The sequence below is a fragment of the Pseudoalteromonas sp. Angola-7 genome (genome assembly GCF_028599255.1).
GTDB lineage: Bacteria > Pseudomonadota > Gammaproteobacteria > Enterobacterales > Alteromonadaceae > Pseudoalteromonas > Pseudoalteromonas atlantica.
This window is the reverse complement of record NZ_JAQREL010000017.1, coordinates 70111-96669: the sequence shown is the minus strand read 5'-3', so window position 1 is coordinate 96669 and position 26559 is coordinate 70111. Positions and strand designations below refer to the sequence as shown.

Genomic DNA, 26559 nt, shown 5'->3' with positions numbered 1-26559 from the left:
GCTTCACAAAAAAGTAACCTAAATTGCCTACACTTTGCTTTTTACACTTTACAGGTACAAAGCAATGGCATTTACACGGAGAAGTTTTTTAAAAGCATCGGCAGCAGGATTTGGCGCTGCCGTATTATCACTTGGTTTAACAGGTTGTCGTTTTGACGATGATGACGACACACCCGTTAGCTTTGACCACGGCGTTGCCAGCGGCGACCCGCTAAGCGATAGCTTAATTATTTGGACCCGTGTAACCCCACTCGATGTAACAACTAAATCGCTAAAAGTACAATGGCAAGCCGCCACCGACCAAAGCTTTACAAATATTGTTCACGATGGTGAAACACATATCAGTGATACCACCGACTTTACTCTTAAAGTTGATTTACAAGGGCTTGATGCCAACACCGTTTATTACTATCGCTTTAATGCACACGGAAAAACCTCCCCCATCGGACAAGGTAAAACGCTTCCTGTCGGTGCGGTTGATCAGGTGAAATTAGCCGTTGTATCGTGCGCAAATTACCCTGCCGGGTATTTTCATGTGTATGGCGAAATTGCTAAGCAAAGCGATTTAGATGCGGTACTGCACTTAGGTGATTACATATACGAATACAGCAATACGGGTTATGCAACCGAAGACGCCGCACAGTTAGACCGACTGCTACCCTTAGATAACAGCAGCGAAATTATCGCACTGACCGATTATAGAAAACGCTATGCAAATTATCGCCTCGATGCCGACTTACAAGCAGCCCATAGCCACTGTGCATTTATAACAGTGTGGGACGACCACGAAATCACCAACGACACATGGCGCGAAGGCGCAGAAAATCATAACGAAGGTGAAGGCGAATTTAGCCAACGTAAGCTTAATGCGCTACAAGCCTACTTTGAGTGGATGCCAATTCGTAATGTAGCCGACAAAGAACGTATTTACCGACGCTTTGAATTTGGTAATTTAGTCTCTTTATACATGCTAGATACCCGTGTATTAGCGCGTGATGAGCAGCTTAACTATAGTGATTTTGATCTTACCTCCCCTGCCGGGCAAAGCGCATTTGCTGCAGCAATAGGCGCAACAGACCGTGCATTATTAGGCAGCGAACAACTTACCTGGCTTAGCGATGCCATCACTACCTCAAGCACACAGTGGCAAGTGCTAGGGCAACAAGTACTAATGACAAAAATGCACTTACCAGTAGAGGTCATGTTACTACTTGCTAGCTTACAAAGTGCTCAGGCAAACGGAGGCGATCCAAGTGAATTGCTCGCACAGGCCAATGTATTATTTGCAGAGCTGGCGCAAATTAAAGGCCGTGTATTAGCGGGCGACCCAAGTTTAACCGAGGCAGAGCTTGCCCGTGTTCAAACCACCATACCGTATAACCTTGATGCGTGGGATGGCTATGCCTACGAGCGAGAAGTATTATTAGGTACCGCTATTGCAGCACAAAAAAACTTAGTAGTTTTAGCCGGAGATACTCATAACGGCTGGGCGGGACAGCTTAAAACTGATGCCAGTAACCCTATTGCAGCCTCACAAAATGCTGGGGTGGAATTTGCAACGGCATCGGTTTCATCACCTGGGCTTGAAGAATATTTAGCGCTAAACACACAAGATGCGCAAACCGTAGCGCAAATAGAGCAAGTAATTGCCTTATTAGTTGATGACCTTGCTTATAATAATTTAGTAGAGCGCGGCTATTTAACCGTTACATTTACACCTGCAAAAGCCAGTGCTAAGTGGAATTATATAAGCACAATTAAAGCGCGCGAATATCAGGTTGTTGAAAGCCGTACCAAAGAGCTAAGTATGCTGGCAGGTCAGGCTCAATTACAAAACGCTTAACGCTTCGCCTCTAAAGCTGCCAAACGCGTATCTATGCGCTCTACTACCTCAACTAAGCGAGCAAGTAATGCTTGGTTGAGGTGATCTTCAGCAAGCTCCTGTGTTTTAGGGGTTTGCGCAGCTAAGTTATCTTTTTGCTCAAGTATGGCTTCTCTAAACTCACTGGCATTTTCAACACCAAGTAATGACACCAATGCACCATGACCCGACTGCCCTGCAGTTTCAAAGCTTAAGCGGTATAATCCAAAAAAGCGCATAAGCGGCCCTTGGTTGAGCCCCACATCGGTTATTTTTTCAAGTGGTATAGATTTTTCTTCTTTAAATAAAATGCCGCGTTTAACAACCAGCTTTTGCGTGAGTAATTGCGCCGACATAGCAGCCAATATTTTACCTGCCACCAGCCATACAACAAATAACACCACAGGTATAAGTGGAATGGTCACTAATGCAACGGCACTAAAAAAGCATGCCATGGTCATCCAGTATTGCTTCACTTTGGGATCAAAGCTGGCACTTTTTAAAATAGAGTTGCTCATTGGTTTATCCTTAATCTACTCAAACACAGCGCTTTACTGCTAGTAAAATACACTGCTTGTTTAAGTTACGTGATCAATTACTTCAATGCAATTTAACGAGGTTGTTAAGCAATGATAACGCTTAGTTAATACGCCCATTATTTTAATTTATAGGGTTGTTTAACCTAATTGTGTGCTTTATATTCTGGCAACAGCTTTATAGACGTCTAAACATCCAAAGTGAAATTATCTCATACAAAGGGAACATAATGACAACTCATACTCTAACTTTACTCGATGGCGGCATGAGCAGAGAGCTCACTCGTATTGGTGCGCCATTTCAGCAACCTGAGTGGTCAGCATTGGCAGTAATAGAAGCCCCTGACAAAGTAACGCAGGCTCATAGTAACTTTATACAAAGTGGTGCCACTGTTATTACCACAAATAGCTATGCATTAGTGCCTTTTCATATTGGCGAAGAACGCTTTAACCAATCTGCTAAATCACTGGCTGCAACCGCCGGACTAGCGGCTAAAAAAGCGGTCGAGCAACACAATAAAGGCACAAAAATAGCGGCAAGTTTACCTCCTATGTTTGGCTCATATCGCCCAGATTTATACCAAGCAGAGCAACTAACACGTATTGCCACGCCTTTAATAGAAGGCTTAGCACCTTATGCCGACCTGTGGTTAATAGAAACCCAAAGCCTCATTCAAGAAGCGCTCGATATTAAAGTACTAATCAGTAAAGTAAGTGATAGTCAAAAACCTGTGTGGGTTGCCTTTACCCTTGACGATGAAAACCCTAATGAGCAAGCCACGTTACGCTCGGGCGAGTCGGTGCAAGATGCGGTCACTGCAATGCTAAAAGAAAATGTAAAAGGCATTTTATTTAATTGCTGCCAGCCTGAGGTAATAGAGCAAGCTTTAGTTGTAACTCAAAAGGAATTAAAAGCACAAAAAGCAGAGCATGTTCAAGTGGGTGCTTACGCAAATGCATTTGCGCCACAAACTAAAGAAGCCACAGCTAACGAAGGGTTAGATGAAGTTCGCAAAGACTTAACCCCGCTTTCTTACTTGCACTGGGCTAAGCAATGGCAACAACAAGGTGCCAGCATAATTGGTGGCTGCTGCGGCATAGGCCCTGAACACATTGCAACGTTAAATCAGCACTTTGCCTCTTTATAACGCTAATTATTAGCTTACATGTAAGTAGTAAAATGAAAGAAAATAAAATTGGATTAATCGCACTTACCGCGCTGGTATTTAGTGCAATGGTAGGGGCTGGGATATTTAGTCTGCCACAAAATATGGCCGAAGTGGCTGGTGTAAATGCTGTTTTAGTAGGCTGGCTTATCACCGGTGTAGGTATTTTATTACTTGCAGGGTGTTTTTTACAATTATCACGCGCTAAGTCAGAGCTCGACGGCGGCATTTATATTTATGCTAGAGAAGGCTTTGGCGAACTAGCAGGCTTTTTATCTGCATGGGGCTATTGGCTTTGCGCCACCATTGGGGTGGTGGGTTATTTAGTCGTGGCTTTTGCTGCTTTAGGCGCATTTGTAGATACGCCAACATTCACTCTATTTGGCCAGGGTAATACCCTTATGGCGTTTATTTGCGAATCTATTATTTTATGGGCTGTGCATTTAATTATTGTTAAAGGCATTAAACAGGCCTCTTTCATTAACCTGCTTGGCACTATCGCTAAAGTGATCCCGCTGTTGCTATTTATCGGCTTTGCTTATGCTTATTTTGACCCTAACGTATTTAAGGCAAATCAAAGCCATGTGAGTGTGCAAACAGACTTTATTGATCAAGTAAAAAATACCATGCTTATTACTTTATGGGTATTTACCGGTATTGAAGGGGCTGCCGTGCTCTCTGCACGTGCCAAAAACCGTAAAGATATAGGCCTAGCCACGGTGATAGGCGTTGTTGCAGCGCTTATTTTATATATTGCTATTACCATGCTGTCATTTGGAATAATGAACCAAAGCACTATTGCCCAGCTTAGTAACCCTTCAATGGCGGGCATTATGGCCATGATGAGTGGCACTACAGGCAAAGTTATTATAAGTGCGGGGCTTATTGTGTCGGTACTGGCTTCTTACTTAAGTTGGATTATTTACGCCGCCGAAGTGCCTAACAGCGCGGCTAAATACGGCGCATTTCCTAACGTTTTTAAAAAGCAAAATCATAACGGAACCTCTATAGCGTCATTAACTTTAACCAGCCTTACAGTGCAACTTTGCTTAGTGCTTATTTTATTTACTGGCGAGAGTTATAACACCTTAGTGCTTGTATCAACGTCTATGATATTGGTGCCGTACTTTTTAGTTGCCGCCTATATGGTAAAAGTCGCCTTTGCACAAAAGCTCTCAATACCCATTAAGATAATGGGGTTAGGCGCAAGTGTGTATGGTCTATGGCTTGTTTATGCTGCGGGGCTAAACACATTAGCGCTTTCACTTATTTTATATATTCCAGGCACGCTATTATTTATGTATAGCCGTAAACAATTTAAATTAAATCAACACGCTTAAAGCATCCATACTCAGGTTTTATCTTTATTAAAAGCCTGAGTATTAACCCACTTACATTCAGATAAACTTTCATACACTCTCTTACAAACGCCAATCGAAAATATAGCTACACTAAAGCCTAATAGCGTTGCGGCACACTTCACTTATCGCAAACAATTTTCACTTTTTACTTAACACCAAGGCTCCTATGAACACTTATATACAAAACTCACTACGGTTATTAGTTGGCACACTTGCACTTTGCAGTATTACTGCTCAAGCTGAGTCGCAGTTTTCATTAGGGGGCGGTGTCATTTCTACCAGCTCACCTTATGCAGGTACCGACGGTGAAACGCTATTTTTACCTATCATTACTTACGAAGGCGAAAGGCTTAGTTTTAAAGGTTTGTCGCTTGATTATAAGTTAGTGGAGCAGCAAGGTTTTAACTGGTCATTAGTTTTAGAGCCAGGTGATAACTTTGATACCTCAGATTCAGACCTTGCAGCCATAAAAGCCTTAGACGATAGAAAGCTATCACTCTACGCAGGCACGCAGGTTAGCTACACTGCAAGCTTTGGTAAAATAAGCGCCAGTGCTACTCATGATGTAATAGGCCACGGCGATGGCGCTAAATTTAAAACCAATTACAGTTACCCTATTAAGTTATCTAAACAACTAATGCTCGTTCCTTCTGTAGGCGTTGAGCTAAATAGCAGTGATGTATCTAACTATTATTATGGTGTAGCACAGGGCGAATCTACCACCTATGCGCCTTACGAACTTAGTTCTACGGTTAACTACAATGCGGGTTTATTTTTAATGTATTACATTAATAAAAACTGGAACGTAAATGCCATGGTTAACTATAAGCAGCTCGATTCTGATATTGAAGACTCACCCATTATTGATACCGATAACACCACAACTGTGATGATGTCGGTTAACTATCGTTTTTAATGCCCCTTTTGTTAGGCATTAATTAAGCATTAAAAAAGCCGAGCATACAGGGCTATGCTCGGCTTAGGTTTGGGAAAATATAACTGCTACTGCTTGTTGATAAGTATGCTTACATTTTCTCTATCTGGGCCTATTACATTAAACGTGTAGGTACCTTGTTCGGTAATATTCAGTGTTATGTTGGCACCTACCGCTTCAAGTGGTGTTAGTTCATCAATTACCACTACCGGCGTATCGCCTGCTCCACCGTAATCCACTGTGCTCCAATCTTCAGACGCTACTTTAAATTCGTAGTCGCCTACCTCTAATTCAATAGAAGCAGAGTAAATTGCATCACCCTCGTACATAAGTGGGTTATCAGTACTCCAGTCATTTAAGCTACCGCGAATAAACACCGGTGTTTGTGCAAACATTTCGCCGTTGAGCACTTTTAGCGTTACGTTGTTTAAATCACTGGCGTCAAATATAAATTGGTATTCACCTTGCTCAGCAATGTCTATGGTCATATTTGCCCCCGCAACCGACAACTGCTCGGCGGTGCCAACCATTACACTGGCATCTCCCTCAGCCGAGCCATAATCAACCGTGCTCCAATCTTCTGACGCGATTTTAAATTCATAGCTTGCAGCGCTCAGTGTTTTAGTAAAGGTGTAAATGCCTTTACCTTTATAACTTAGCTCATCGGTTACTCCCCAGTCATTAAGCGTACCGCGCACATAAATAGCAGTGCCTACAAATGGCTCTTCGTTGTATAAAGTAAGCGTTGGATTTTCAGGGTTTGAAGCATCAAGCGAAAATACATAGGTTGCGTCAATGGCAGCGCTAAAGGTCATGTTTGCACCTGAGCGCGTTAATGGCTCACTTTGATTTTCAACTACATCTTTATCAGCGTCAGTAAGCGCACCAAAATCAACTGTAGACCAATCTTCTGAGGCAATTTTAAATTCGTAGTCGCCAGCGCTTAGCGCAATTGCTATACGGTATTCTCCCTCGCCAATATATTCAAATGCATCACGTGTGCCCCAGTCGTTTAAAGTTCCGCGTACAAACACAGCGGTGCTGCCATAAGGTACTACATCAGGTGCGCCTACGGTTGCATTTGCACTTAAACCAGTACCTTGGCTCTCACCTTGGTTTTTAGTAAAAACAGCTAACGTATAAGGAGGTACTGTGAATGTGCCTTCGTTATCGCCTTGGGCAAAATTGGCGCTGGCCATGCTTGCATCAACACTGTTTTTTAATACGTCGTGTAATTCAAAACCCGCTGCAGTGGCAATGGTATGGCTAAGAGTTTGCTCGGTTGCGTTAATCACCACTACAAGCGCATCAAATGCTGGGTCTAAGTCTGTGAGTTCTTCACCATCATCAATGCTCATTACAATTAGGCCATGTTGCTGCGCTTTACCTACGTTATGAAAACCCACTCGCTCAATGACATCTTGCTCTGTGGTTAATCTAAATAGTGGGCTGCTGCTACGTATTTGTAAAAACTCGTTAAATACATCGCCCGCATAGGCTATGTCTTGCGGCATTGCCTGTGCATCTGGATTAGCAGAGATAGGCATAATTTCAGACCACTTTTCTTGGTTCTTCTCTGCGTTTGGTAAACCAATGTTCCAGTTATTATTCTCTTTGGTTAAATCAACAGCATTAAACCAATCACCGGCATTATAGCTATCACGATCCATTGACTTTGAACGCAGTAAATCAGCGCCCAATTGCATAAAAGGAATGCCTTGGCTCATAAGTGGTATAGACAATGCCATGTTGTGCGCGCGCACACGTTGCTCAATACTCATGCTTGATGCATGTTTGTATTGCAACTGATCCCACAGTGTTTCGTTATCGTGTTTTGATACGTAATGAATGCTATCCGCTGGGTCTAGTGCATACGCCGTTGGCTGAGTATTCCAAGTAAAGCTATTACCTTTAGATGAATTACCTTTAAAGTCTTTTAAAATGTAATTTTGTAAGTTGCCCGCCAGCGATAACCGCAACGTATCTTGTTCGGCTAGGTTGCCATCTGTCGGGTTATTGCTAAACATTGCACCACCACGCACGGCTTCACGAATACGGTCGTTAAATGTACCCACCTCTGAGCCTGCCATATCAGCCTGTTTAGCTTGTGTGAATAAACGATTGTTAGCTACTTCACCAAAATCCCAGCCTTCACCGTAAAAATAGTTATCAGGGTCAACTGCCTGCACGGCTTCACGCGCAGCTAATATTGATGATTTAGGCATATGCCCCATAACATCAAACCTAAAACTGTCGTAGCCAAATTCACGCGCTAAAATAACCAATGAATCAGTAACAAACTTATCCATCATTACATGCTCTGTAGCTGTATTTTCACAACACGTTGAGCGCTCTATTTCACCACTTACTTCGTTATAGCGATGGTAGTAACCCGGTACTAGCTTATCAAATACCGACTTATCCCAAATACCCGATGATGTTGTGTGGTTATAAACCACATCCAGTACAACACGAAGTCCTACTTCTTGCAGTGATTGCACCATAGCGCGGGTTTCTTTAACGCGGGCAATGCCCTCTGGGCTTGAGGCATACGAGCCTTCAGGCGCTATAAAGTAATGCGGATCGTAACCCCAGTTAAAGCCGTCTAAATCACGCATCGCACTGGCTAATGCTTGTGCATCATCTGAGCCAGGGAGGTAACTTTGCATAATATCGACAATGGTGCTGTTTTTATCTTCGATTTTACATGCATCAGCTTCATCGTTAATACGCTCACATAATTTACCTAAGGTGTCTGTAATTTCCACACGCTGTGAGGCATCCTCTTCAATGGTGCCAATATCAGTCACTGGCAGTAAATGAAAGTGTGTTAAGCCTTTATCTGCTAATTGCTTAAGGTGCTGCATTGGCACGCTTTCAAGTTCAGTGAATGCAAGGTATTTACCGCGGTTTGCTTCGCTTACAGACTGATCACGCACACTAAAATCACGTACGTGGCCTTCATAAATAACCGCATCTTCTGGGTTAGTAATAGTGGGCACGATACGTTCATCCCAGCCTTCTGGTTTAGTGTCATCATCGGCTAAATTAATCAGCTGGCTGTATAAACCATTGGTAGATACATTGAGTGAGTAAGGGTCTGTACTCCAAAGCGACTCTATTTGCTGAGTCAGTGGGTGGTAAACATCAAAATTAAAGCGGTAGTAGTGGCGGTCGTATTGCATATCTAAACTTGCCTGCCAAATACCCGTCTGTGTATTTAATGTCATTGGTATAGAGTGTACTTGTGTTTTTGCATCATCAAACACGTTTAGCACCATGTTATTAGCGGTGGGTGCCCACACAGTTACATCAATCGCGTTATTGCCATAAGTTACGCCAAGTACAGCTTCGTTAGCATCGTCTTCGCCTTGTGTGTAAAGGGCATCGAGTGCTTTAGCGGTTTGCACATAGCTTGCTTCTAGCAGCTTACCTTCACTATCGTAACCGGCAATAACAAGCTGCGATTTTATAAGCGCTTTAGCCGTGTTTGTATCCCAACTTCCTTCGTATGCGTTCCAAGTGGTTAAATGCGGTACTTTTGCCGCTTGCTCATCAGTTAAACTGCTTGATTGCAGCGTAACAGTATCGCCGTTTAAACCAGTATCTATATCCACTTCCAGCTCAGCCGTAGCTGATGAATGCAACTTAATTAGGCTTGTAAGCTCGTTACTTGGTTTATACAAAATAGTATTTAAATCAATCCAATGCGCTGAAGCACCTGCTATAGCAACTGCGCGTTCGCCCAAACTTAAAATAGGATATTCAAACACCGAAGGCTCACCATGAATGGTAAAGTTCATACGTTGAAAGGTTTCATCGTCTTGCATCAGCGGCATAGTTAAATCCACATCACCAAACGCTTTACCTGACCCTTCTGTACCAATATGAATAATAAAATTGGCACATTCGTTATAACCCTCTTTAAGGTTAATTATCCAATACGCACCGTAGTTAGGGTCAATACCATCGTATTCATGGCCGTTAGCCCAATCGCTGGTATCAAATGGCGGTGCATAAGCATCGCATACTTCGTTATTCCACGAATGTAATCGGTAGCCTTCGTAGTTATCATCGGCTAAGCGGTTGTAAAATAAAACCGCCTCTCCTTCCCCTGCAAATACCACAGGGTCTGGCAGGGTTGGGTCGGCGCCAACCACACAGCTTTCGTTATTTTCATCAGGTACTGTCGGTGCAGGGCACGATATAGGTTCAGGATCGACACATTGTGTCCCCGCTTCATTAGGGACTTGTGGCACATTACAGGTAAGTAATGGTTCACCAGATTCAACATCATCTGTTCCACCACACGCTGCTAATAGCATTAAAGCTAACGTTATTAGCAAATATTTAGGCATAGTTATAATTTTCATTTTTAAACGCTCCGTTTGCTAATTAATGACTGTATGTAAAACCAAGGTAGAACTGACGACCAAAGTACTGAGTTGTCCCTGTTCGTTGCTCTGAGCCAAAGTAACTTTGGGTTGGTTCATCGGTTAAGTTATTAACTTGCAAAAGCATTGTTAGCGAGTCGCTAAAGCGATAAGAGGTTTGAAAGTCGACTACGGTTTCGGCATCAAAATTAACTACTTGCTCGTTAATGGCAACCTGCTCCGATACAAACTCATCGCGGTAACGCACATTAAGGCGGGTTTCAAAATCATCCATTGAGTAAAACACTGTGGCATTAAGCACGTTATTAGACAGCCCAGGTAAAGATTGCGCTAATGTATCGCCCCCTAAGCTGGTAATCGATTCAATTTCACTTTCTGTGTATGAGTAACTTGCGTTAGCGCCTAAGCCATTAAATGGCGAAGGTAAAAAGGTAAACACTTGCGTATACGCAAGCTCTAGCCCTCTAATGTAGCCACCTTCACCGTTATTAACTGCCGTGGTGTAAATACCGTTAGTTGTGGCAACTTGCTCGCCACTAACGGGGTCTTCTATAAAATCAGGAACGTTAAAGCCGTTGCCTTTAAAGTCGAAGTTTTCGATTGATAAGGTTTCAACAAACGAGTCTATATTTTTATAAAATAACGCCGCAGCGATAGTGCCGTTACCTTCTTCAAAATAATATTCGTAAGATAAGTCGTATTGGTCGGCATAAAAGGGTTTTAAAAATGGGTTATTAGTACTTGAACCATTAATAATCCCATCATCACTCACATTTGCACTGGCATCGCCCGCTAAGCGGTTAATTGGCGCACGCGACATTACTTTAGCCGCAGCAAAGCGTACAAGTGAATTGTCGTTAAGTTGCAGGTTTAAATTTAATGATGGTAAGTAGTCGGTGTATTTAGTGCCTAATACATTAGGTGCGTATAAATTATTTACAATACCGTTCTCATCAACAATATTTTGCGCACCTAAGCGCACATCGCCTGCTACGTTCTCTAGTACCGTTGCTGATTGGTCGGTTTCAACGCGGCGTACACCCACATTACCCGATAAGTCGAGCCCGGCAATTTGCGTGTTAATGTTTACCATAACGTACGCAGCTAGCACATCTTCAAACACCGAGCCGCTTTGCAGCACTGACCACGAATAGTTAGTTGTGTAACCTTGCGCGTCGTCTACGCCATCGGCATTACCCCATGTTTGAACAGGCTCTGGCGTACCATCTGGAAACCATGCATTAAGTGCTTTGTCTAAATCAATGGCTAAATACGAAGGGAAGTAACTAAACTCACCCTGCCAGTCAACCACTGACGCCATATCGTCGGTTAAACGCAAAGGGGGTTGCGTTGCTGAAAACGCCCCGTCGTTACCGTACTCAAATACCGAGCGTTTACGGCTGTACTCTCTATCTGAGTAGCGCGCACCAAACTCTACTGAGCTAAATATGTCGCTTTCTAGCTCGTATTTAAAGTCGAGCCTAAATGCAGTTACTTCATCTTCTGTTTGATCTGGGTAAATACCGTATTTACTGACCATTACACGGTCTATATCACTAAAGGCGGCAGCCTGATTAAACCCAACGTCAGGTAAATTTAAGCCGTTTAATTGATAGTTAATTGCTACGTTGTTATCAAATACTGGCGTTTCTGCATTGGCATCTTCTGCTACTAAGCTCCACAGTAAGCCATTTCTAAAATTACTTTTTGCGCGAGAAAGCGACACATCGGCATTTACGTTTAGTCTATCGGTTACCTGCCAATCGGCATTAACGCCAAAGCTGTCTACTTCGTCAAAGTCTTGGTTATCGTCGTTCACTATTTCAACACGGGTATAGCTTTGCGAAGTACGGTTAACCGCGGCGCCTATTACGGCATTACCATCGAGCTTAGCGTTAGCATATGCAGCTGTTGGCCCGCCTAATTTAACCCTCAGGCCGCGAGCAAACGACTCTTTATCAAAGCGCGATAAAAACGCATCACCTTTTAATTTAAAGTTATCTACCGGCGCCCACTCTATAGCTGCTAAGTAACCATTACGGGTTTCTTCGCCGCCTAAATGCTGTAGCTCAAAACCTTCGCTAATGTATTCGTTTTCTGGGTTAGCTAAAGGGCCATTGGTATCGTTAGCTGCGCCATCAACGTCTTTTGTGTCGTTGTACGCAAGGCCAATAAACTGCGTTGCTACACTTGGCTGAAACAAACGCGCATAGCCCAGCGCTACGCCTAATGTGTCGTCTAGGTATTTGCCTTGATACGAAAAACTAATTCGGTCGCCAAATTCAGTGGCATCCGATACCTCTGAGGCGCGGTCGTTATACATACCGCGCACATTAGCTACAAATTTATGCGTTTGATCATTATTAAGTGGACTGGCGGTTTCAAGCTCTACCGTACCGGCCACGCCACCTTCAATAAGCGATGCCTTTGGCGATTTGTATACCGCCGCAGAGCTAATTAATTCTGACGGATATTGGTCAAACTCAATACTGCGGCTGCCACTTGTAGATACTTGCTCGCGGCCATTAAGTGTTGAAAATACAAACCCGCCCGACAGCCCGCGTATATTAATTTGCGCCGCTTGCCCACCCGTTCGTACCGCTGAAATACCGGGTAATCGTGTCAGTGCATCGGCCATTGAAATATCAGGCAGTGCCCCTAAATCATCGGCAGAAATTTGTTCTGACACCGTATCGCTAAAACGCTTTTGATTTAAAGATTGAATTAAACTGCGACTAAAGCCTCGCACTTCAATAATTTCTAAATCTTCAGCTTGTGTGCTGGGTGATTGATTTGTTGAGTCTTCGTTTGCAGCCAATGCACTATTAGCGGCAAATAAAGCCAGCATAAGTGCACTTAGTTTAAACTTGTCCATGTGTGTGAACCTTTGAGTTATTGTTGTCAGGTGTTGCTGTGTTGTTTAAAACACAACCAACAAATTGTAACTAAAAGGTAAAATTAATGTGATGAATACGTATGCAGGGCATGAGGGTTAGGCTGCAGGGGCATATAGGCACGCGCCCCTGTATCGGGAACGCAATTTAAAGGCTTAGTACCACTTTTATCGCAAGGGCAATAAATACGACTCCCAGTATTTTATCAAGCCACGGACTTTGCTTGGTAAAACCAAAGCGATTTTTTGAAACCTCTGTCAGCAACGCCACCAGCAAATACCAGCCGGTATCAATTACAAACACGGTTAAACACATAATTATGCCCACGCTTAAAGTAAGTAGCTGAGGATCAATAAACTGCGAGAACAAGGCTAAAAAGAAAATAGCGAGCTTGGGGTTCAAAAAGGCAATAGCAAAGCCATCTTGTAAAGCTTGGCCAGCACTTACTTCACTTTTTTGTACTTCAAGTTCGTTATTGCTCGGTTTTGCTAGCAATATTTTTATACCTAAATACGCCAAATAAGCTGCGCCTAAATACACCAGTATTTGATAAACAGTCGGAAACTGCATCATTAAAGCGCCTAGCCCTAATAACGATGCACCTGCGTATAACCCAACACCAGTACCATGGCTGAGCGCGGCAAGCATTCCGTTTTTCATACTGCCGTTAAGTGAGTGCTTTAAAACCACCGCTAAACTTGGCCCTGGCGACATTGCCCCCATCATACAAATAGCCGCTAGGCTTAACCATACTGTAAATGTCATTTAAAGCTCGTCAATTTCAATAAGTAATGTATAACCGTGCACTTGGCCATAAAAACCTGTCAATGGCACTGCGTTTATTACTTTCCAGCCATCTTGATTTAATTCCTGTATGCGGTCATTCAATGCAGCTATATCTACGCCACCCAAAAAACGGGTCTTTCTAAATTCGATTACTTTTTGCATTTTAATCCTTGTGTATCTTATACCAATTCGCTTATTTAAGTGATCTTTTTTGAGGACGGAAAAACGTGTTGATAGCTAGGCAAAAAATTCGCTATTTAGTTGTTCTAAATTAGAATTTTTTAACGCAGGTAGCGACACGTTTAGGCCCGCAAAATGATTAAGTAATATTGCGGATTGGTATTATAAGGTGTATTCAAAATCATAGTAGTGAATCCCTTGCTCAATACGTATTTTCATACTGCCCGTTAACCCTTCTAGCTCATGAGTGCCTGAATCGGGAATTACATTTAAAATTAGGCTGTCTTGGCCTTTATCCATAGTACCAAAATGCTGTAATACAAAGCTGCCTTGTTTACCTTCAAGCTCGCCTATTACTTGCTCTATGGCAACATAACCGGCACTGCCTTGTGTAGGAGTCATGGCGCTTAGCATTTCGCCTTGGCTGGTGGCATTTAAGCTACCTTTAAATGTTTTATCTATCGACATACGCCCTAAATTAACGCCGTTTTGGCCGCTTGCGTAGCCTTCTATTGGGGCCAAATTTACATTAAATTCTCCACTTACGGTTGCAGTAGTCATAACGTTTCCTTATTGATGCTAATGTTTAAAAGTATTGATTTTTATTATCTTAGTGCCATATCTATACCTTAACCTTTAAAAAGAATCCACTATGTCAAAAACAAGCCCTAAGCCCGAAAAAGCCGCTTTTAGTAGTTTATTACCTATTTTTGCGTTTATTAAACCGTATAAATGGATGGTAGTGGCCGCACTTGGCGCCCTTTTAGTCACCGCTGGTGTTAACTTATCATTAGGCCAAGGGGTTAAGTTTGTCATAGATCATGGCTTTATTGCTGGCTCCCAAGCGCAGCTACAACAAGCTGTATTAGTGCTTATTGGTTTAATTAGTTTATTGGCCGTGGGCACCTTTAGCCGCTTTTATTTAATGTCGTGGATTGGCGAACGAGTCAGTAACGATATTCGCAAAGCGGTGTTTAATCGCATTGTTACCTTGCACCCAAGTTACTTTGAAGAAAACCGCAGTGGCGAGCTTATGTCGCGCTTAACAACCGACACCACCTTGCTGCAATCGATTATTGGCTCTTCCTTTTCTATGGCGCTGCGCAGTGCATTAATGTTAGTGGGTGGCTTGGTAATGCTATTAGTGACTAACTTAAAGCTTACGCTCGTAGTGGTTGCGTGTGTGCCGCTAGTATTAGTGCCGATGATGGTATTTGGCAAAAAGGTTCGCAAACTTGCAAGTTCTAGCCAAGATGCAATAGCCGATATAAGCACCTATGCCGGCGAGATCATTCAAAATATTAAAGTAGTACAAAGCTATAGCCACGAACAGCGTGAACAACACGCCTTTGCACTTGAAACAGAAAAAGCCTTTAACGTTGCCAAAAGCCGTATTAAACAGCGCTCTTTTTTAATTGCTGCGGTAATATTTTTAACCTTTAGTGCGATTAGCGTAATGCTCTGGGTAGGCGGTAGTGATGTACTGGCAGGCACCATGACAGGTGGCGAGCTAGGTGCATTTGTGTTTTACGCCATTATGGTGGCCATGTCGGTGGCTACCGTAGCCGAGGTTTACGGCGAGCTACAACGAGCTGCTGGGGCGGCAGCGCGCCTACTTGAATTACTGGCCGTTAAAAGTGAAATAGAAAACCCTGTCACTCCACAAGACGAAAAGCTATTAATAAAGACTTACAGCCCCGCCATTGCACTTGAAAATATTAGCTTTAATTACCCATCTCTCCCCGATGTAAGCGCACTTAACAAAATAAGTTTAACTATAGAGCAAGGTAAAACAGTGGCTATTGTAGGCCCCTCTGGCGCAGGTAAAACGACGTTATTTGAATTACTACAGCGCTTTTACGACCCTGCTCACGGCGCGATTAAATTTCATGATGTAAATATTAAAGACATATCGCTTACCACCCTGAGGGACAAAATGGGCATGGTGGCACAAAACCCTATTTTATTTAGCTCAGACGTAATGCATAACATTCGTTACGGCAACCCAAACGCCACTGACGAGCAAGTATATACGGCCGCAAAACATGCTCATGCCGATGAATTTATTAAGCAATTACCGCAAGGTTATAACAGCTTTTTAGGTGAGCAAGGCGTAAGGCTATCGGGTGGTCAAAAGCAGCGTATTGTATTGGCACGCGCTATTTTAAAAGACCCAGAAATACTGCTTTTAGATGAAGCCACCAGTGCACTCGATGCGCAAAGTGAGCACCACGTACAAGCCGCGCTTGAGCATTTAATGCAAAATAGAACAACGTTAATTATTGCCCATAGGCTGGCAACGGTTAAACATGCCGATGTGATTGTAGTAATGGAAAATGGGGAAATAAGAGCAACAGGGAGCCACCAGCAATTGCTAGCAAGCTCCCCTTTGTATCAGCGTCTTTGTGAATTGCAGTTCAACAAAAACTAACCTTCTGTGTTTGGCACTATTTGAATTTCTACACGGCGGTTTTGAGCTCGGCCGTTAGCGCTATCGTTAGTGGCTATTGGGCGGGTTTCGCCGTAGCCTGTAGTGCTAATACGTGCAGCCATAATTTGCTGGTTCACTAAGTAATTTTTAACGCTTTGTGCGCGCTCGCGCGACAGGTTCATATTGTAGCTGTCTTTACCTGTGCTATCTGTGTGACCTTCCACGCTTAGGTAGGTTTTTTCGTATTTGTTCATTACTTTAGCAATGGCGTTTAGAGTATCGTTAAAACCTGATGAAATATAAGATTGGTCTGTCGCAAAGGTAATATTAGATGGCATAACTAAACGTAAGTTATCGCCCTCACGTACTACTTCAACCCCTGAGCCTGCTAGTTCATCACGAAACGCTTCTTCTTGCTTATCCATGTAATCACCTACAGCAGCACCAGCTAGTGCGCCAATAGCAGCACCAATAAAGATACGCTTGTCTTTATGATTACCCGTTGCTTTACCTAATACGCCACCTGCGGCTGCACCAATTGCGGCGCCCTTGCCTGTGTTGTTCATTTCGCAACCACTTAGCAATACAGCTACTACGGTTACGCTTAAAAGTGATTTAGTTAAAGTCATGTGATGTCCTATTCATTAAGAATTATAAAGCGAGTATGCAAATACATGTATGAACAAACTATGAAGAGCATGTTAAAAGCAGTTCGCTTTATACCAATCCTCTTAATTAAGTGGATTGGTATTATTTGTAGATTACGAATTAATGTATGCATTTAACAAAAGTGTCATACTCCTTTGTGACAATTTAATGAACTTTAAAAAAGGATATGAGCTCAATGTTAGTCGCTATTTTTAGACAGTTTTTTTTACTTGGCTGCATGAGCTTTGGTGGCCCTGCTGCCCATTTAGGCTATTTTAAACGCCACTTTGTAGACACATTAAACTGGTTGAGCGATACCCGCTACGCGCAGCTCATTAGTTTAAGCCAAGCGCTGCCCGGGCCGGGTTCAAGCCAAGTGGGCTTTGCAATTGGTGTGGAGCGGGCGGGGGTTATTGGTGGCATTACCGCATTTATCGCTTTTACCTTACCGTCTTTTTTAATCATGTTGTTACTAGCGGTAAGCGCGCATCAATTTGATGCTGTTTACTTTGCTATTATTGCAGGCTTAAAGTTGTTTGCGGTTGTTATTGTGGCCGATGCAACACTCACTATGGCAAAAAGCTTTTGTACCAGCGCTGCGCTCAAGCTTATCGCAGTAATGAGTACCTTGGCTTTATTACTATTTCCTTTACTTGGCACGCAAATAGCTATTTTAGTGAGTGCCGCTGCTATAGGCGCAATTTGGCCTCTGTTACAACTCAACACCCATACTGAGCCTAAAGCAGATACTAAAAGCGCGTTTAGGTGGCTCCCTTTAGGCTTATTTGTATTACTACTCGCTATTAGCTTTATACCTTTAGGTGATGACCTTGCTTTGTTTGCTCCTTTTTACCAAGCGGGCGCTATGGTATTTGGGGGCGGGCACGTGGTATTGCCTGTATTGCAAGCTGGCGTACCGGCACTAAGTAACGATCAATTTTTAAGTGCGTATGCCAGTGCTCAAGCTATCCCTGGCCCCATGTTTACAATAGCTACTTACTTAGGCGCGCAACTCACTTCAGAGCAACCCTTAATAGGGGCCATAGCTGCAACCCTACTTATTTTTACACCGGGTTTTTTATTAATGCTGGCGTTTCAAAAAAGCTGGTTAAACCTGGCAAGTAAACCTCGCTTTGCAAGCTCTATTGCGGCGCTTAACGCTGCCGTAGTGGGCTTTTTAGCGGCGGCTTTGTACTCACCTATTTGGACATCGGCCGTTCACAACCTATGGCAGGTTGCACTGGTTATTGCTGTTTTTGCATGGCTAAGAATGAAAAAGCCACCTATTTGGTGGCTATTAGCTTTATTTATTAGTGTGGGTCTTGTTCAGCACTATTTGCCATTACTTTAAAGGTCGGCTTATCGGTTTGCTCTGCATTAGGCGGGCTTAATTGTCCGCTAACACTTTGATACGCTCTAAGGCCAAATACTGGCAACACTGCCAATAAGTGATCCATAATTTCGGCTTGTAAATGCTCGTAAGATATCCAGCGTTTGTCTTCACTAAAGCAATAAAACTCAATCGGTAATCCGTGGTTCATTGGTTGTAGCTCACGCACCATAAGCGTCAGTGAGGTATTTATTCTGTTATGCTGCTTTAAATAGCCCTCAGCGTAGCGGCGAAACAAGCCTAAGTTAGAGACCGGATCAGGCAACGAGGCAACACGTATATATTCATGCAGTGGTATAGCTGCATCTATTTGTTTTCTAAATTCGTCACTTACTAAGCATATGCTGTGCATATCAATATTAAGCGAGCGCTTAATACGTCGGCCGCCAGACTCTTGCATTCCTCGCCAGTTTTTGAACGACCCTGCTACCAGCATATAAGTAGGAATAGTCGTAATGGTGTTATCCCAGTTACGCACTTTTACGGTGTTTAGCCCCAAGTCTATTACTTCACCGTCGGCGCCGTAGTTTTCTACTTGAATCCAATCGCCGTAAGTAACTAATCGGTTTGCCGCAATTTGAATACTGGCTACAAAGCCTAAAATAGTGTCTTTAAAAACCAATAAAGTAACAGCGGCTATCGCACCAAAACCCGACAAAATATAGGTAGGCGATTTTTCAAGCACAATGCTGACTATTAAAATTGCACACACAATAAAGGTGATCAGCTTAACAACTTGTAATAAGCCCTGAATTGGCACTTCGCGGGCAAAATCTAGCTGGTTATAAATAGCGCCGGCAATGCTTACAATGCTGCTAAAAATAAAGCCTACATGAATAATTAATATACCTTGGCCAATGGTTTTTAGTATTTCGGCACTAAGCTCATTAACAGGGTAAACGCTGTCGAAGGTTGCTAAAAAAAGCACGCTACATAACATACCGGCTATGCGCTTATTAAGTTTTGTGAGCAACGGAGAAAGTAACCCTATGCGCTCTGGAGATAACTTAGTCACCACTTTTTGAATGCCTGGCAGCATTAATCGGCGTGTAAATAAATACACTACTAACAACGAAAACACACCAATAGAGGCTGCAGTAATTGCACTTAAAAAATCAGCGTCGGGTACTTTTTCAAACCAAGGAGCGATTAGCTCCTGCAGGTGGGTATTGGTCATAGTGTTTCTATTTCCTTACAAATGGGTGGCTCAGGTAAATCGTGTTGGGCATAAATGCTGGCAAGTTGCGCGTCTTTAGCAACCCATAGCTCATTAACGTACTTTTGAAAGTGGCTTCTAAATGCTTTGTCGTGTTGGTAACTACCTAACATTTGCTGGTTTATAGCAACCACGTCAATAGAAACATAAATTGAATCAAGCTCGCCCTTTAAAATATTACGACAAACATGGCTTGTGCTGCCGCTGTACACCACACTGGTATTTAGCATGGCGTCAAATTGCTCGCCAAGTACCTCAAGTGCAAAAGCAATGCCGCCCGCTTTGGGCTTGAGTAAATGTTTAAACGGGCTTTGCTGGCTTGCATGCTTTGCGTGCGTGTAGCGGGTGCCTTCAACAAAATTAATTATGGTGGTGGGATTATTCCTAAAATTACGACAGCTTTGCTTGGTACGCTCAACATCTAGCCCTTTAAGCTTGGGGTTTTTAGCAAGCTGCGCTTTAGTTACGCGCTTCATAAAAGGCATGCCCATAGCCCATGCGCCAGAGCCAATAAATGGCACATACTTTAATTCGTCTTTTAAAAAAAACTTTGGCGCAGGTAAAACATTAATTGAGCTAAGTACCACAATATCTAACCAGCTCATGTGGTTACAAATTAGTAAGTACCAACTTTTTGAATTTACATCGCCGTTTATGTTTACTTTTATGTTGGCGCAGCCCAGCCACAAGCCAAACCGATTGCCGTTACACCAGCCTCGGTACACGCTATGCAGTATGGTGTTAATTATAGAAAAAGGCAGGGCAAGCTTTATTAACCCTAGCAGTAATACTAAGGTGCCAAAAATGATTACATTTGAAAAAATCACGCAGCCTACAATTAAGCCGCTGAGCCAATTTGGTAACCACTTTTTTAGCATAATTGTAAGCCCATTTTTTATTACCTTATTATTTATGGTTTTGTTCGAGCTGCAAAAGCGTGTGCTCTTTTTCTTCCCATAAACGGTTTAATTCACTTTGAAAGCCGACTCTAAACTCAGAGTCGCCAGTGTAATCACCAATCAACTCCTCGCTTACTGGGCGAATGTCTACATGCACATTAATTTGCTTCACTTTGCCGCCGGCAAAGTCCATAAACGTAGGGATGCCATCGGGGTAATGAATGGTCACATTAACCACTTTAGATATCTGCTCACCCATGGCTTGCATTACAAATGCGATCCCGCCTGCTTTTGGCTTTAATAAATGCGGAAAAGGGCTATTTTGGCGAGCATGTTTTTGTGTTGTAAAACGCGTACCTTCTACAAAGTTAACAATGCTTACTGGCATTTCTTTAAATTTTTCACAGGCTTTGCGGGTTGTTTCTATGTCTTTACCACGTAGCTTTGGGTTCTTTTTTAGCTGCGCTTTGCTGGTGCGGGTCATAAACGGAAAGTCGAGCGCCCACCAGCACAGACCTAAAATTGGCACGTAAATTAGCTCTTTTTTCAAAAAGAAATTTAAAAAAGGTATTTTACGATTAAATACACGTTGCAGTACTAATATATCTACCCAGCTTTGGTGATTAGCAATCACTAAGTACCAGTCTTTTAATTTGGTTTCTTCAAGGCCGGTAACGTTAATTTTGGTTGGCGTGAATAAGCGTTGGTTAATGCTATTAACCGACACCCAAATAGTGGCGCACTGTTTAGCAACCCAGCTTAAAAGCTTTTGCATAGGCTTGATAGGGATTAATTTTGATAGCCCACAAACAAAAATAGGCACAAACCAAATAAGTGTGTTTATTGTATAAAGCATAATACTTAATACACTGCGGATTACTGACATTTATTTACTTTCCTTTAAACAATGTGCGCCAAACAGCGACGCTTTTAATTCTGAGAGTGAACGGTTAATCTTCAAAGTAAGTATAACCTTCAAGCCCGGCATTAAGCTCGGCTAAATACCCTGCTTTACACTGCTCAGACACTGCTAGCTTGTTGACCAATAATTCAAAGTTTTGTGCCAAAATGGCGCTATCATAGTCAACAAACTTTAATACATCCTTAACGCTATCACCTTTAATAGCATTGGTTAATACATAACCGTCGTCGTTAAGCTCTACATGCACTGAGTCGGTGTCGCCAAATAAGTTATGTAAATCACCTAAAATTTCTTGGTAAGCCCCTACCATAAACATGGCTATATGGTATTGCTCGCCATGCTGGTACTCAGGTATAGGTAAACTGGTTTCTATGCCCGCGCCTTCTACGTACTCACGAATTTGTCCATCTGAGTCACAGGTAATATCTTGAATAATAGCGCGCTGGGTAAGCGGTTTATCTAAATTTTCGATAGGCATAACCGGAAACAACTGCTCAATGCCCCATACATCAGGTAGCGACTGAAACAGTGAAAAGTTAACAAATAGCTTATCGGCTAGCTTTTCGTGTAAATCGTCAAGTACCTCACGGTGCGCACGCGCGTTATTGCTAAGTGATGCGCGTACTCGGTGCAAAATAGTAAAATATAATTGCTCTATTTTCGCCCACTCTAGCATGCTTACTAACCCATGCACGTATTGGTCGTGCGCTTCGCTAAATAAGTGCATCGCATCATGGTAAATCTCTAGCGCCATACGCGGGTTTAAACGCTGTAAACACTGCCACATTTCATCAAGCACTAGCGCACTGTTTTTAAGTGGCGGTTCTGGATTTGGATGATTTGGCGCTTTTTCTACGTCTATTACATCGGTAATTAACACCGCGTGGTGCGCTGTTAAAGCACGCCCTGATTCGGTGATAATGGCTGGGTGCGTAAGTTGATGTTGGTCACACACCTCAGCAAAAGCATTAACCACATTACGTGCGTATTCTTCAACGGTATAGTTCATCGAGCAAGCACTGCGTGAGCCTGAGCCTTCGTAGTCAACCCCTAAGCCACCGCCTACATCAACGGTATTAAGCGGCACTCCTAGCTGGGTAAGTTCAGCAAAGTGGCGCGCGCATTCTCGCAGGGCGCGGTGTATGTCGCGTATGTTGGCAATTTGAGAGCCAATATGAAAATGCACCATTTGCATTAAATGTAATTTATTATGCTTTTTAAGCACCTCAACAGCACTAAGTACTTGGCCTGCGGTTAAGCCAAATTTGCCTTTTTCGCCGCCGGTATTTTGCCACTTACCTTTGCCTACTGAGTTTAAGCGAATACGTATACCAATGGCAGGCTCTATGCCTAGGTTATCTATTTCTTCAAGTAAGGTCGTCAGCTCTGAGAGTTTTTCGACGACTATTTTAACGCTGTGCCCCATGGCTTGACCAATACAGGCTAAACGTAAAAATTCACTGTCTTTATAGCCATTGCACACAATAGTAATGGGTTTATCGGCTACCCCTAAAATTGCCATAAGCTCAGGCTTTGAACCGGCCTCTAGGCCAACTAAACCACTTGGGTGCGCCAATAGTTTACTGACCACCGAGCGCTGCTGATTTACTTTTATAGGGTATACACACGTGTACTTGCCTTGGTACTCGCGGCTGCTGCGCGCTAAGGTAAATGCATGGGTGAGTGTATCTACTCTATTTTTTAAAATATCGGTAAAGCGCACCAATACCGGCAATGTTAAACCTTGCTGCTTAAATTGCTCTGTGAGCTGCGTTAAAGAAATCGCATTTTTAGATTGGTCACCATCTGGGTAGGCAACCAGCTCGCCTTGTGCGTTAATATCAAAATAGCCATCGCTCCAATGAGCAACATTATATGTAGCGCGTGCTGTTTCTAAACCCCAAGTCATGGCAACTCTTCTTTAATCAATTAGCTATAAAGGCGCATTTTAATACGTCACTACCCCCTACGCTAACAAAAATTGAACTTTAACTCGATACTGGCTAACTTTATTGGCAAAGCAGTTAAAATTTCATTGAGCAAAACGCGAAGCACTGGCAGAATTGCCCCTTTTTCATACTCAACTTAAAAAGTGTAAAAGCAACTATGGCAAATTTAGATCAAAGTAAGTGGTTTACAGAAATTAGCGACCGCGATGGCAGCGCATTTTCATTACGTATTAACAAAAAGTTGGATGAAAAACAGTCTCCTTTTCAAAAGGTAGAAATGTTCGAAACCACAGACTTTGGTAATTTAATGATCATCGATGGCTGTACTATGGTAACTACCCGCGAAAACTTTTTTTACCATGAGATGATTAGCCACCCTGCACTTTTAGCGCACCCAAATCCTAAAAACGTGGTAATTATTGGCGGCGGCGATTGCGGTACATTACGTGAAGTTTTAAAACACCCAGGTGTAGAAACCGTAACGCAAATAGATATAGACGAAGTAGTCACGCAAATGTCGTTAAAATACTTCCCAGAGCTTTGTGACTCTAACAACGATGCACGCGCAACGGTTATGTTTGATGATGGTATTAAATACATGCGTGACGCTGCGGGCGAGTCTATTGATGTTGTTATTGTTGATGGTACAGACCCAGTAGGCCCAGGCGAGGGATTATTTAACCACGCGTTTTACACTAGCTGCCTAAATGCATTACGCCCTGGTGGTATTTTAGTGCAGCAAAGCGAATCGCCATTAATGCATATGCCACTGCTAGTAGAAATGCGCGAGGCCATGCTAAGTGTGGGCTTTAACGACTTACAAACACTGCCATTTCCACAGCCAATTTACCCAAGCGGTTTATGGTCAGTAACGCTTGCTCGTAAATCACAAGCATTTAATGGCTTTAGAGAAGCCGATGCTGAGCAAGTTGCACAGCAAAGCGAATACTACAACAGCGGTATTCATCACGGCGCACTTGCTACACCAAACTTTATGAAACGCGCATTTGATAAAAAATAATTCACACTTTTTTTGAAACTAAAAGGGAGCTTTAAAAGCTCCCTTTTTTAAAATCTATTTTTTTAAAGCACCACAGTTAAAAGCGCCATTGTGCGTTAGCCATAAGCTGCTGCTGCGATATTCGCTGAGCAAACCCACTACCCGGCCTATTTTGTACAAAGCTATGCAGCGCCGAGCCTTCAACACCTATTTGTAGCGTATCGGTTAATTGGTAACGCCACGTAGCTGTTAAGCCTTCGCCATGGCTAGCGTTAGGGTCAAATGCGGTGGTGTCATCGTCATCTACTTTAAAATAATCATACCTAAGCGATAACCTATGCTTACCCGCTTTATGGCTGAGCATTAAATAATGGCTATAAAAACGGTTATAAATAAGCTTATTAGCCCCCATTTCGGTTTTACCATCGAGTAGCTGGGCAATCAAACGGGTTTTACCTGTAAATTTATATAACCACGCTAAGCTGCTAAAGCGAGTATGCCAAGCATACTGCCCTGTTGTGCGATTAAAAATGCTGGGATCGGCGTTATTATCGTAATAATAAAACCTAAACTGCGAGCGTTTTAAATAATCCCAATGCACACCGGCATAATAACCAAAGCGGCCATCTACTTCTTCAAAAGGCAGTACTTGGTTAGCTTGCCAACGTAATTCGTCACTATCTAATGCCGCAATAGGTGCAAATTGTACACTTTCGTTAAATGTTGTTTGCCTGTCGTGCAGCGCAAAGCCGCGCCAAGAAAGCAACGTCCCTGTTGGGTCGTTCCCTTTATAAATAGCAGCGCTCACACTAAAGCTATGCTTAGAATTAAAACGTTTACCTGGGCGCTTAATGCTAAGCTCACCACCTATGGTGCGAAGCTCTTCGCCAAGCCAACTGTTTATGGCCGAATTAGTATAATTGTAAGGCGAGGTCCAGCCTATATCGGGGTTTTCTAGCGACATACTAGGATAAAACCCACCAAGCTTTACATGCCATTTATAACGGCTGTTTACTAACGGCTGATACTGGAAATACGCTTGGCTTAAACCTAATGTGGTTTTCGGCTCTTGATTAGCATTAACAACGGCATGTGCGCTCCAGGCACTACTTAAATCGGCCTTAAAGTCTATAATTCCTTGCGATAACAAAATGCTATCACTGCTATCTCCATGGCGATATAAACCAATACCGCCATCTTGAAAGCTTTGTGTGTCGTCGCTTGCAACCGCACGTACCTGAATAAGCCCTTTAACTTGCGAAAAAGCCGGTAGGCTCATAAAAAGTAAGCCAAGTAATACTGTATTTTTGCGCTTAATAGTCATCAAATTCATCCGTAGCAAAGTCTATTTGCTCGGCTATGGCCTGCTTTACGGTGTAGTGTATAGGTGAATCGCTTACATTAACGCTGTGGGTTTCTACGTTGCTTATATCGCTAAAGCCAGAATGCCATACACTCATGCTGTATTGCCCGTTAGGGGCAGTTAAATTAACCATACCGTTGTCGTCGGTAATTGCAAAAACGGTGCTATCAACCACCACAATATAGCCCAGCATCCAGTCATGAATATTACAGCCAAGCTCAACCACCCCTGTTTGATCAAACGTTATGGGCGCTTTAGGCTGCTCTTTGTAAAGTTTCAACTCAAAGGTTTTAGCTTTAGAAAACGAATAAACGTGGTGCATGATAGAGTCGGCATTAGGAAACTCTACCTTTGCATTTTGCGGAACAACTAACGTACGCGGCGTAAACTCGCGGTTTTGTTGGCTCATTGCGTAGGTTTTACTTGCTTGATTGCCGGCCTGAATTGATGCCCCGCTTAGCCACACCACCGCATTTGCTAAAGGCTGATTATTGGCATTTTTTATAGTTATTGTTGTTGCTGCTACGCAAGTACTCATACTTAGCAGTAACACACTTAGTAAGGGTTTTATCATAGGGCTAATCGCTATTATCAATTTGTTTACATTATAGACCGATTAAACCGTTAAA

The 26559-nt window shown here is 42.8% G+C and carries 20 protein-coding genes; 7 read left to right on the top strand and 13 right to left on the bottom strand.

The features are described 5' to 3' along the window. Positions 1 to 64 precede the first annotated feature (64 nt). Entirely contained in the window at positions 65 to 1843 is a 1779-nt protein-coding gene (locus PSH50_RS18435) for an alkaline phosphatase (RefSeq protein WP_273587852.1), read from the top strand. Here PSH50_RS18435 and PSH50_RS18430 read toward each other — a convergent pair. Further along, a complete protein-coding gene (locus tag PSH50_RS18430; RefSeq protein WP_256846399.1) occupies positions 1840 to 2379 on the bottom strand; it encodes a PH domain-containing protein in 540 nt (179 codons plus the stop codon). The genes PSH50_RS18435 and PSH50_RS18430 overlap by 4 nt on opposite strands. Positions 2380 to 2627: 248 nt before the next feature. Here PSH50_RS18430 and PSH50_RS18425 point away from each other — a divergent pair, with 248 nt between their 5' ends. The 3 genes from PSH50_RS18425 to PSH50_RS18415 all read left to right on the top strand — a co-directional run bounded on the left by PSH50_RS18425 (position 2628) and on the right by PSH50_RS18415 (position 5840). After that, a complete protein-coding gene (locus PSH50_RS18425) occupies positions 2628 to 3545 on the top strand; it encodes a homocysteine S-methyltransferase family protein (RefSeq protein ID WP_273587851.1) in 918 nt (305 codons plus the stop codon). 32 nt (positions 3546 to 3577) lie between these two features. Further along, positions 3578 to 4903, top strand: a complete 1326-nt coding sequence (locus tag PSH50_RS18420) for a basic amino acid/polyamine antiporter (protein WP_273587850.1) — start codon at positions 3578 to 3580, stop codon at positions 4901 to 4903. A 187-nt stretch (positions 4904 to 5090) separates the two neighbouring features. Then, positions 5091 to 5840 carry a MipA/OmpV family protein gene (locus tag PSH50_RS18415; RefSeq protein WP_273587849.1) on the top strand — a complete coding sequence of 250 codons (750 nt, stop codon included), beginning with the start codon at positions 5091 to 5093 and terminating at the stop codon, positions 5838 to 5840. Positions 5841 to 5926: 86 nt separating this feature from the next. Here the strand turns inward: PSH50_RS18415 and PSH50_RS18410 are convergent, their stop codons facing one another. The 5 genes from PSH50_RS18410 to PSH50_RS18390 all read right to left on the bottom strand — a co-directional run bounded on the left by PSH50_RS18410 (position 5927) and on the right by PSH50_RS18390 (position 14673). Further along, positions 5927 to 10231 carry an alpha-1,6-glucosidase domain-containing protein gene (locus tag PSH50_RS18410; protein ID WP_273587848.1) on the bottom strand — a complete coding sequence of 1435 codons (4305 nt, stop codon included), beginning with the start codon at positions 10229 to 10231 and terminating at the stop codon, positions 5927 to 5929. A gap of 22 nt (positions 10232 to 10253) precedes the next feature. Then, positions 10254 to 13127, bottom strand: coding sequence for a TonB-dependent receptor (locus PSH50_RS18405; RefSeq protein ID WP_273587847.1), 2874 nt, complete (start codon positions 13125 to 13127; stop codon positions 10254 to 10256). A 166-nt stretch (positions 13128 to 13293) separates the two neighbouring features. Further along, complete coding sequence (locus PSH50_RS18400) at positions 13294 to 13911, bottom strand: LysE family translocator (RefSeq protein WP_004589230.1); 618 nt, start codon at positions 13909 to 13911, stop codon at positions 13294 to 13296. Continuing rightward, the gene (locus PSH50_RS18395; RefSeq protein WP_008168146.1) at positions 13912 to 14094 is read right to left on the bottom strand and encodes a hypothetical protein; all 183 of its coding nucleotides are present in this window, start codon (positions 14092 to 14094) and stop codon (positions 13912 to 13914) included. Between the two features lie 180 nt (positions 14095 to 14274). Next, positions 14275 to 14673, bottom strand: a complete 399-nt coding sequence (locus PSH50_RS18390; protein ID WP_029773150.1) for a DUF3224 domain-containing protein — start codon at positions 14671 to 14673, stop codon at positions 14275 to 14277. A 91-nt stretch (positions 14674 to 14764) separates the two neighbouring features. Here PSH50_RS18390 and PSH50_RS18385 point away from each other — a divergent pair, with 91 nt between their 5' ends. Further along, positions 14765 to 16543 (top strand): ABC transporter transmembrane domain-containing protein, encoded by a 1779-nt coding sequence (locus PSH50_RS18385; protein ID WP_273587846.1) that lies wholly within the window; start codon positions 14765 to 14767, stop codon positions 16541 to 16543. On the opposite strand, the gene PSH50_RS18380 is transcribed toward PSH50_RS18385, so the two are convergent. Continuing rightward, complete coding sequence (locus PSH50_RS18380; protein ID WP_004587548.1) at positions 16540 to 17172, bottom strand: OmpA family protein; 633 nt, start codon at positions 17170 to 17172, stop codon at positions 16540 to 16542. The two genes, PSH50_RS18385 and PSH50_RS18380, sit on opposite strands and share 4 nt — an antisense overlap. 215 nt (positions 17173 to 17387) lie before the next feature. Between PSH50_RS18380 and chrA the strand changes: the two genes are divergently transcribed. After that, complete coding sequence (gene chrA, locus PSH50_RS18375) at positions 17388 to 18542, top strand: chromate efflux transporter (RefSeq protein ID WP_273587860.1); 1155 nt, start codon at positions 17388 to 17390, stop codon at positions 18540 to 18542. Here chrA and PSH50_RS18370 read toward each other — a convergent pair. The 4 genes from PSH50_RS18370 to speA all read right to left on the bottom strand — a co-directional run bounded on the left by PSH50_RS18370 (position 18502) and on the right by speA (position 23527). Further along, positions 18502 to 19758, bottom strand: a complete 1257-nt coding sequence (locus PSH50_RS18370) for a mechanosensitive ion channel family protein (RefSeq protein WP_273587845.1) — start codon at positions 19756 to 19758, stop codon at positions 18502 to 18504. The two genes, chrA and PSH50_RS18370, sit on opposite strands and share 41 nt — an antisense overlap. Next, on the bottom strand, positions 19755 to 20675 hold the full coding sequence (locus PSH50_RS18365; RefSeq protein WP_029773671.1) for an acetyltransferase: 921 nt from the start codon (positions 20673 to 20675) through the stop codon (positions 19755 to 19757). The genes PSH50_RS18370 and PSH50_RS18365 overlap by 4 nt, the downstream gene beginning before the upstream one ends. Positions 20676 to 20703: 28 nt before the next feature. Then, positions 20704 to 21582, bottom strand: coding sequence for an acyltransferase (locus tag PSH50_RS18360; protein WP_273587844.1), 879 nt, complete (start codon positions 21580 to 21582; stop codon positions 20704 to 20706). Between the two features lie 64 nt (positions 21583 to 21646). Beyond that, positions 21647 to 23527, bottom strand: a complete 1881-nt coding sequence (speA, locus tag PSH50_RS18355) for a biosynthetic arginine decarboxylase (RefSeq protein WP_029773672.1) — start codon at positions 23525 to 23527, stop codon at positions 21647 to 21649. Positions 23528 to 23724: 197 nt separating this feature from the next. Between speA and speE the strand changes: the two genes are divergently transcribed. Continuing rightward, positions 23725 to 24588 (top strand): polyamine aminopropyltransferase, encoded by an 864-nt coding sequence (gene speE / locus PSH50_RS18350; RefSeq protein WP_273587843.1) that lies wholly within the window; start codon positions 23725 to 23727, stop codon positions 24586 to 24588. A 76-nt stretch (positions 24589 to 24664) separates the two neighbouring features. Here the strand turns inward: speE and PSH50_RS18345 are convergent, their stop codons facing one another. Next, the gene (locus PSH50_RS18345) at positions 24665 to 25891 is read right to left on the bottom strand and encodes a hypothetical protein (RefSeq protein WP_273587842.1); all 1227 of its coding nucleotides are present in this window, start codon (positions 25889 to 25891) and stop codon (positions 24665 to 24667) included. Then, positions 25881 to 26504, bottom strand: coding sequence for a methylamine utilization protein (locus PSH50_RS18340; RefSeq protein ID WP_273587841.1), 624 nt, complete (start codon positions 26502 to 26504; stop codon positions 25881 to 25883). The genes PSH50_RS18345 and PSH50_RS18340 overlap by 11 nt, the downstream gene beginning before the upstream one ends. Positions 26505 to 26559: the final 55 nt, after the last annotated feature.

Bases quoted from the DNA above. Each gene is read 5' to 3' on its own strand.
- PSH50_RS18435 (WP_273587852.1), top strand. From the start codon at position 65: ATGGCATTTACACGGAGAAGTTTTTTAAAAGCATCGGCAGCAGGATTT.
- PSH50_RS18430 (WP_256846399.1), bottom strand. From the start codon at position 2,379: ATGAGCAACTCTATTTTAAAAAGTGCCAGCTTTGATCCCAAAGTGAAG.
- PSH50_RS18425 (WP_273587851.1), top strand. From the start codon at position 2,628: ATGACAACTCATACTCTAACTTTACTCGATGGCGGCATGAGCAGAGAG.
- PSH50_RS18420 (WP_273587850.1), top strand. From the start codon at position 3,578: ATGAAAGAAAATAAAATTGGATTAATCGCACTTACCGCGCTGGTATTT.
- PSH50_RS18415 (WP_273587849.1), top strand. From the start codon at position 5,091: ATGAACACTTATATACAAAACTCACTACGGTTATTAGTTGGCACACTT.
- PSH50_RS18410 (WP_273587848.1), bottom strand. From the start codon at position 10,231: ATGAAAATTATAACTATGCCTAAATATTTGCTAATAACGTTAGCTTTA.
- PSH50_RS18405 (WP_273587847.1), bottom strand. From the start codon at position 13,127: ATGGACAAGTTTAAACTAAGTGCACTTATGCTGGCTTTATTTGCCGCT.
- PSH50_RS18400 (WP_004589230.1), bottom strand. From the start codon at position 13,911: ATGACATTTACAGTATGGTTAAGCCTAGCGGCTATTTGTATGATGGGG.
- PSH50_RS18395 (WP_008168146.1), bottom strand. From the start codon at position 14,094: ATGCAAAAAGTAATCGAATTTAGAAAGACCCGTTTTTTGGGTGGCGTA.
- PSH50_RS18390 (WP_029773150.1), bottom strand. From the start codon at position 14,673: ATGACTACTGCAACCGTAAGTGGAGAATTTAATGTAAATTTGGCCCCA.
- PSH50_RS18385 (WP_273587846.1), top strand. From the start codon at position 14,765: ATGTCAAAAACAAGCCCTAAGCCCGAAAAAGCCGCTTTTAGTAGTTTA.
- PSH50_RS18380 (WP_004587548.1), bottom strand. From the start codon at position 17,172: ATGACTTTAACTAAATCACTTTTAAGCGTAACCGTAGTAGCTGTATTG.
- chrA (WP_273587860.1), top strand. From the start codon at position 17,388: ATGTTAGTCGCTATTTTTAGACAGTTTTTTTTACTTGGCTGCATGAGC.
- PSH50_RS18370 (WP_273587845.1), bottom strand. From the start codon at position 19,758: ATGACCAATACCCACCTGCAGGAGCTAATCGCTCCTTGGTTTGAAAAA.
- PSH50_RS18365 (WP_029773671.1), bottom strand. From the start codon at position 20,675: ATGCTAAAAAAGTGGTTACCAAATTGGCTCAGCGGCTTAATTGTAGGC.
- PSH50_RS18360 (WP_273587844.1), bottom strand. From the start codon at position 21,582: ATGTCAGTAATCCGCAGTGTATTAAGTATTATGCTTTATACAATAAAC.
- speA (WP_029773672.1), bottom strand. From the start codon at position 23,527: ATGACTTGGGGTTTAGAAACAGCACGCGCTACATATAATGTTGCTCAT.
- speE (WP_273587843.1), top strand. From the start codon at position 23,725: ATGGCAAATTTAGATCAAAGTAAGTGGTTTACAGAAATTAGCGACCGC.
- PSH50_RS18345 (WP_273587842.1), bottom strand. From the start codon at position 25,891: ATGACTATTAAGCGCAAAAATACAGTATTACTTGGCTTACTTTTTATG.
- PSH50_RS18340 (WP_273587841.1), bottom strand. From the start codon at position 26,504: ATGATAAAACCCTTACTAAGTGTGTTACTGCTAAGTATGAGTACTTGC.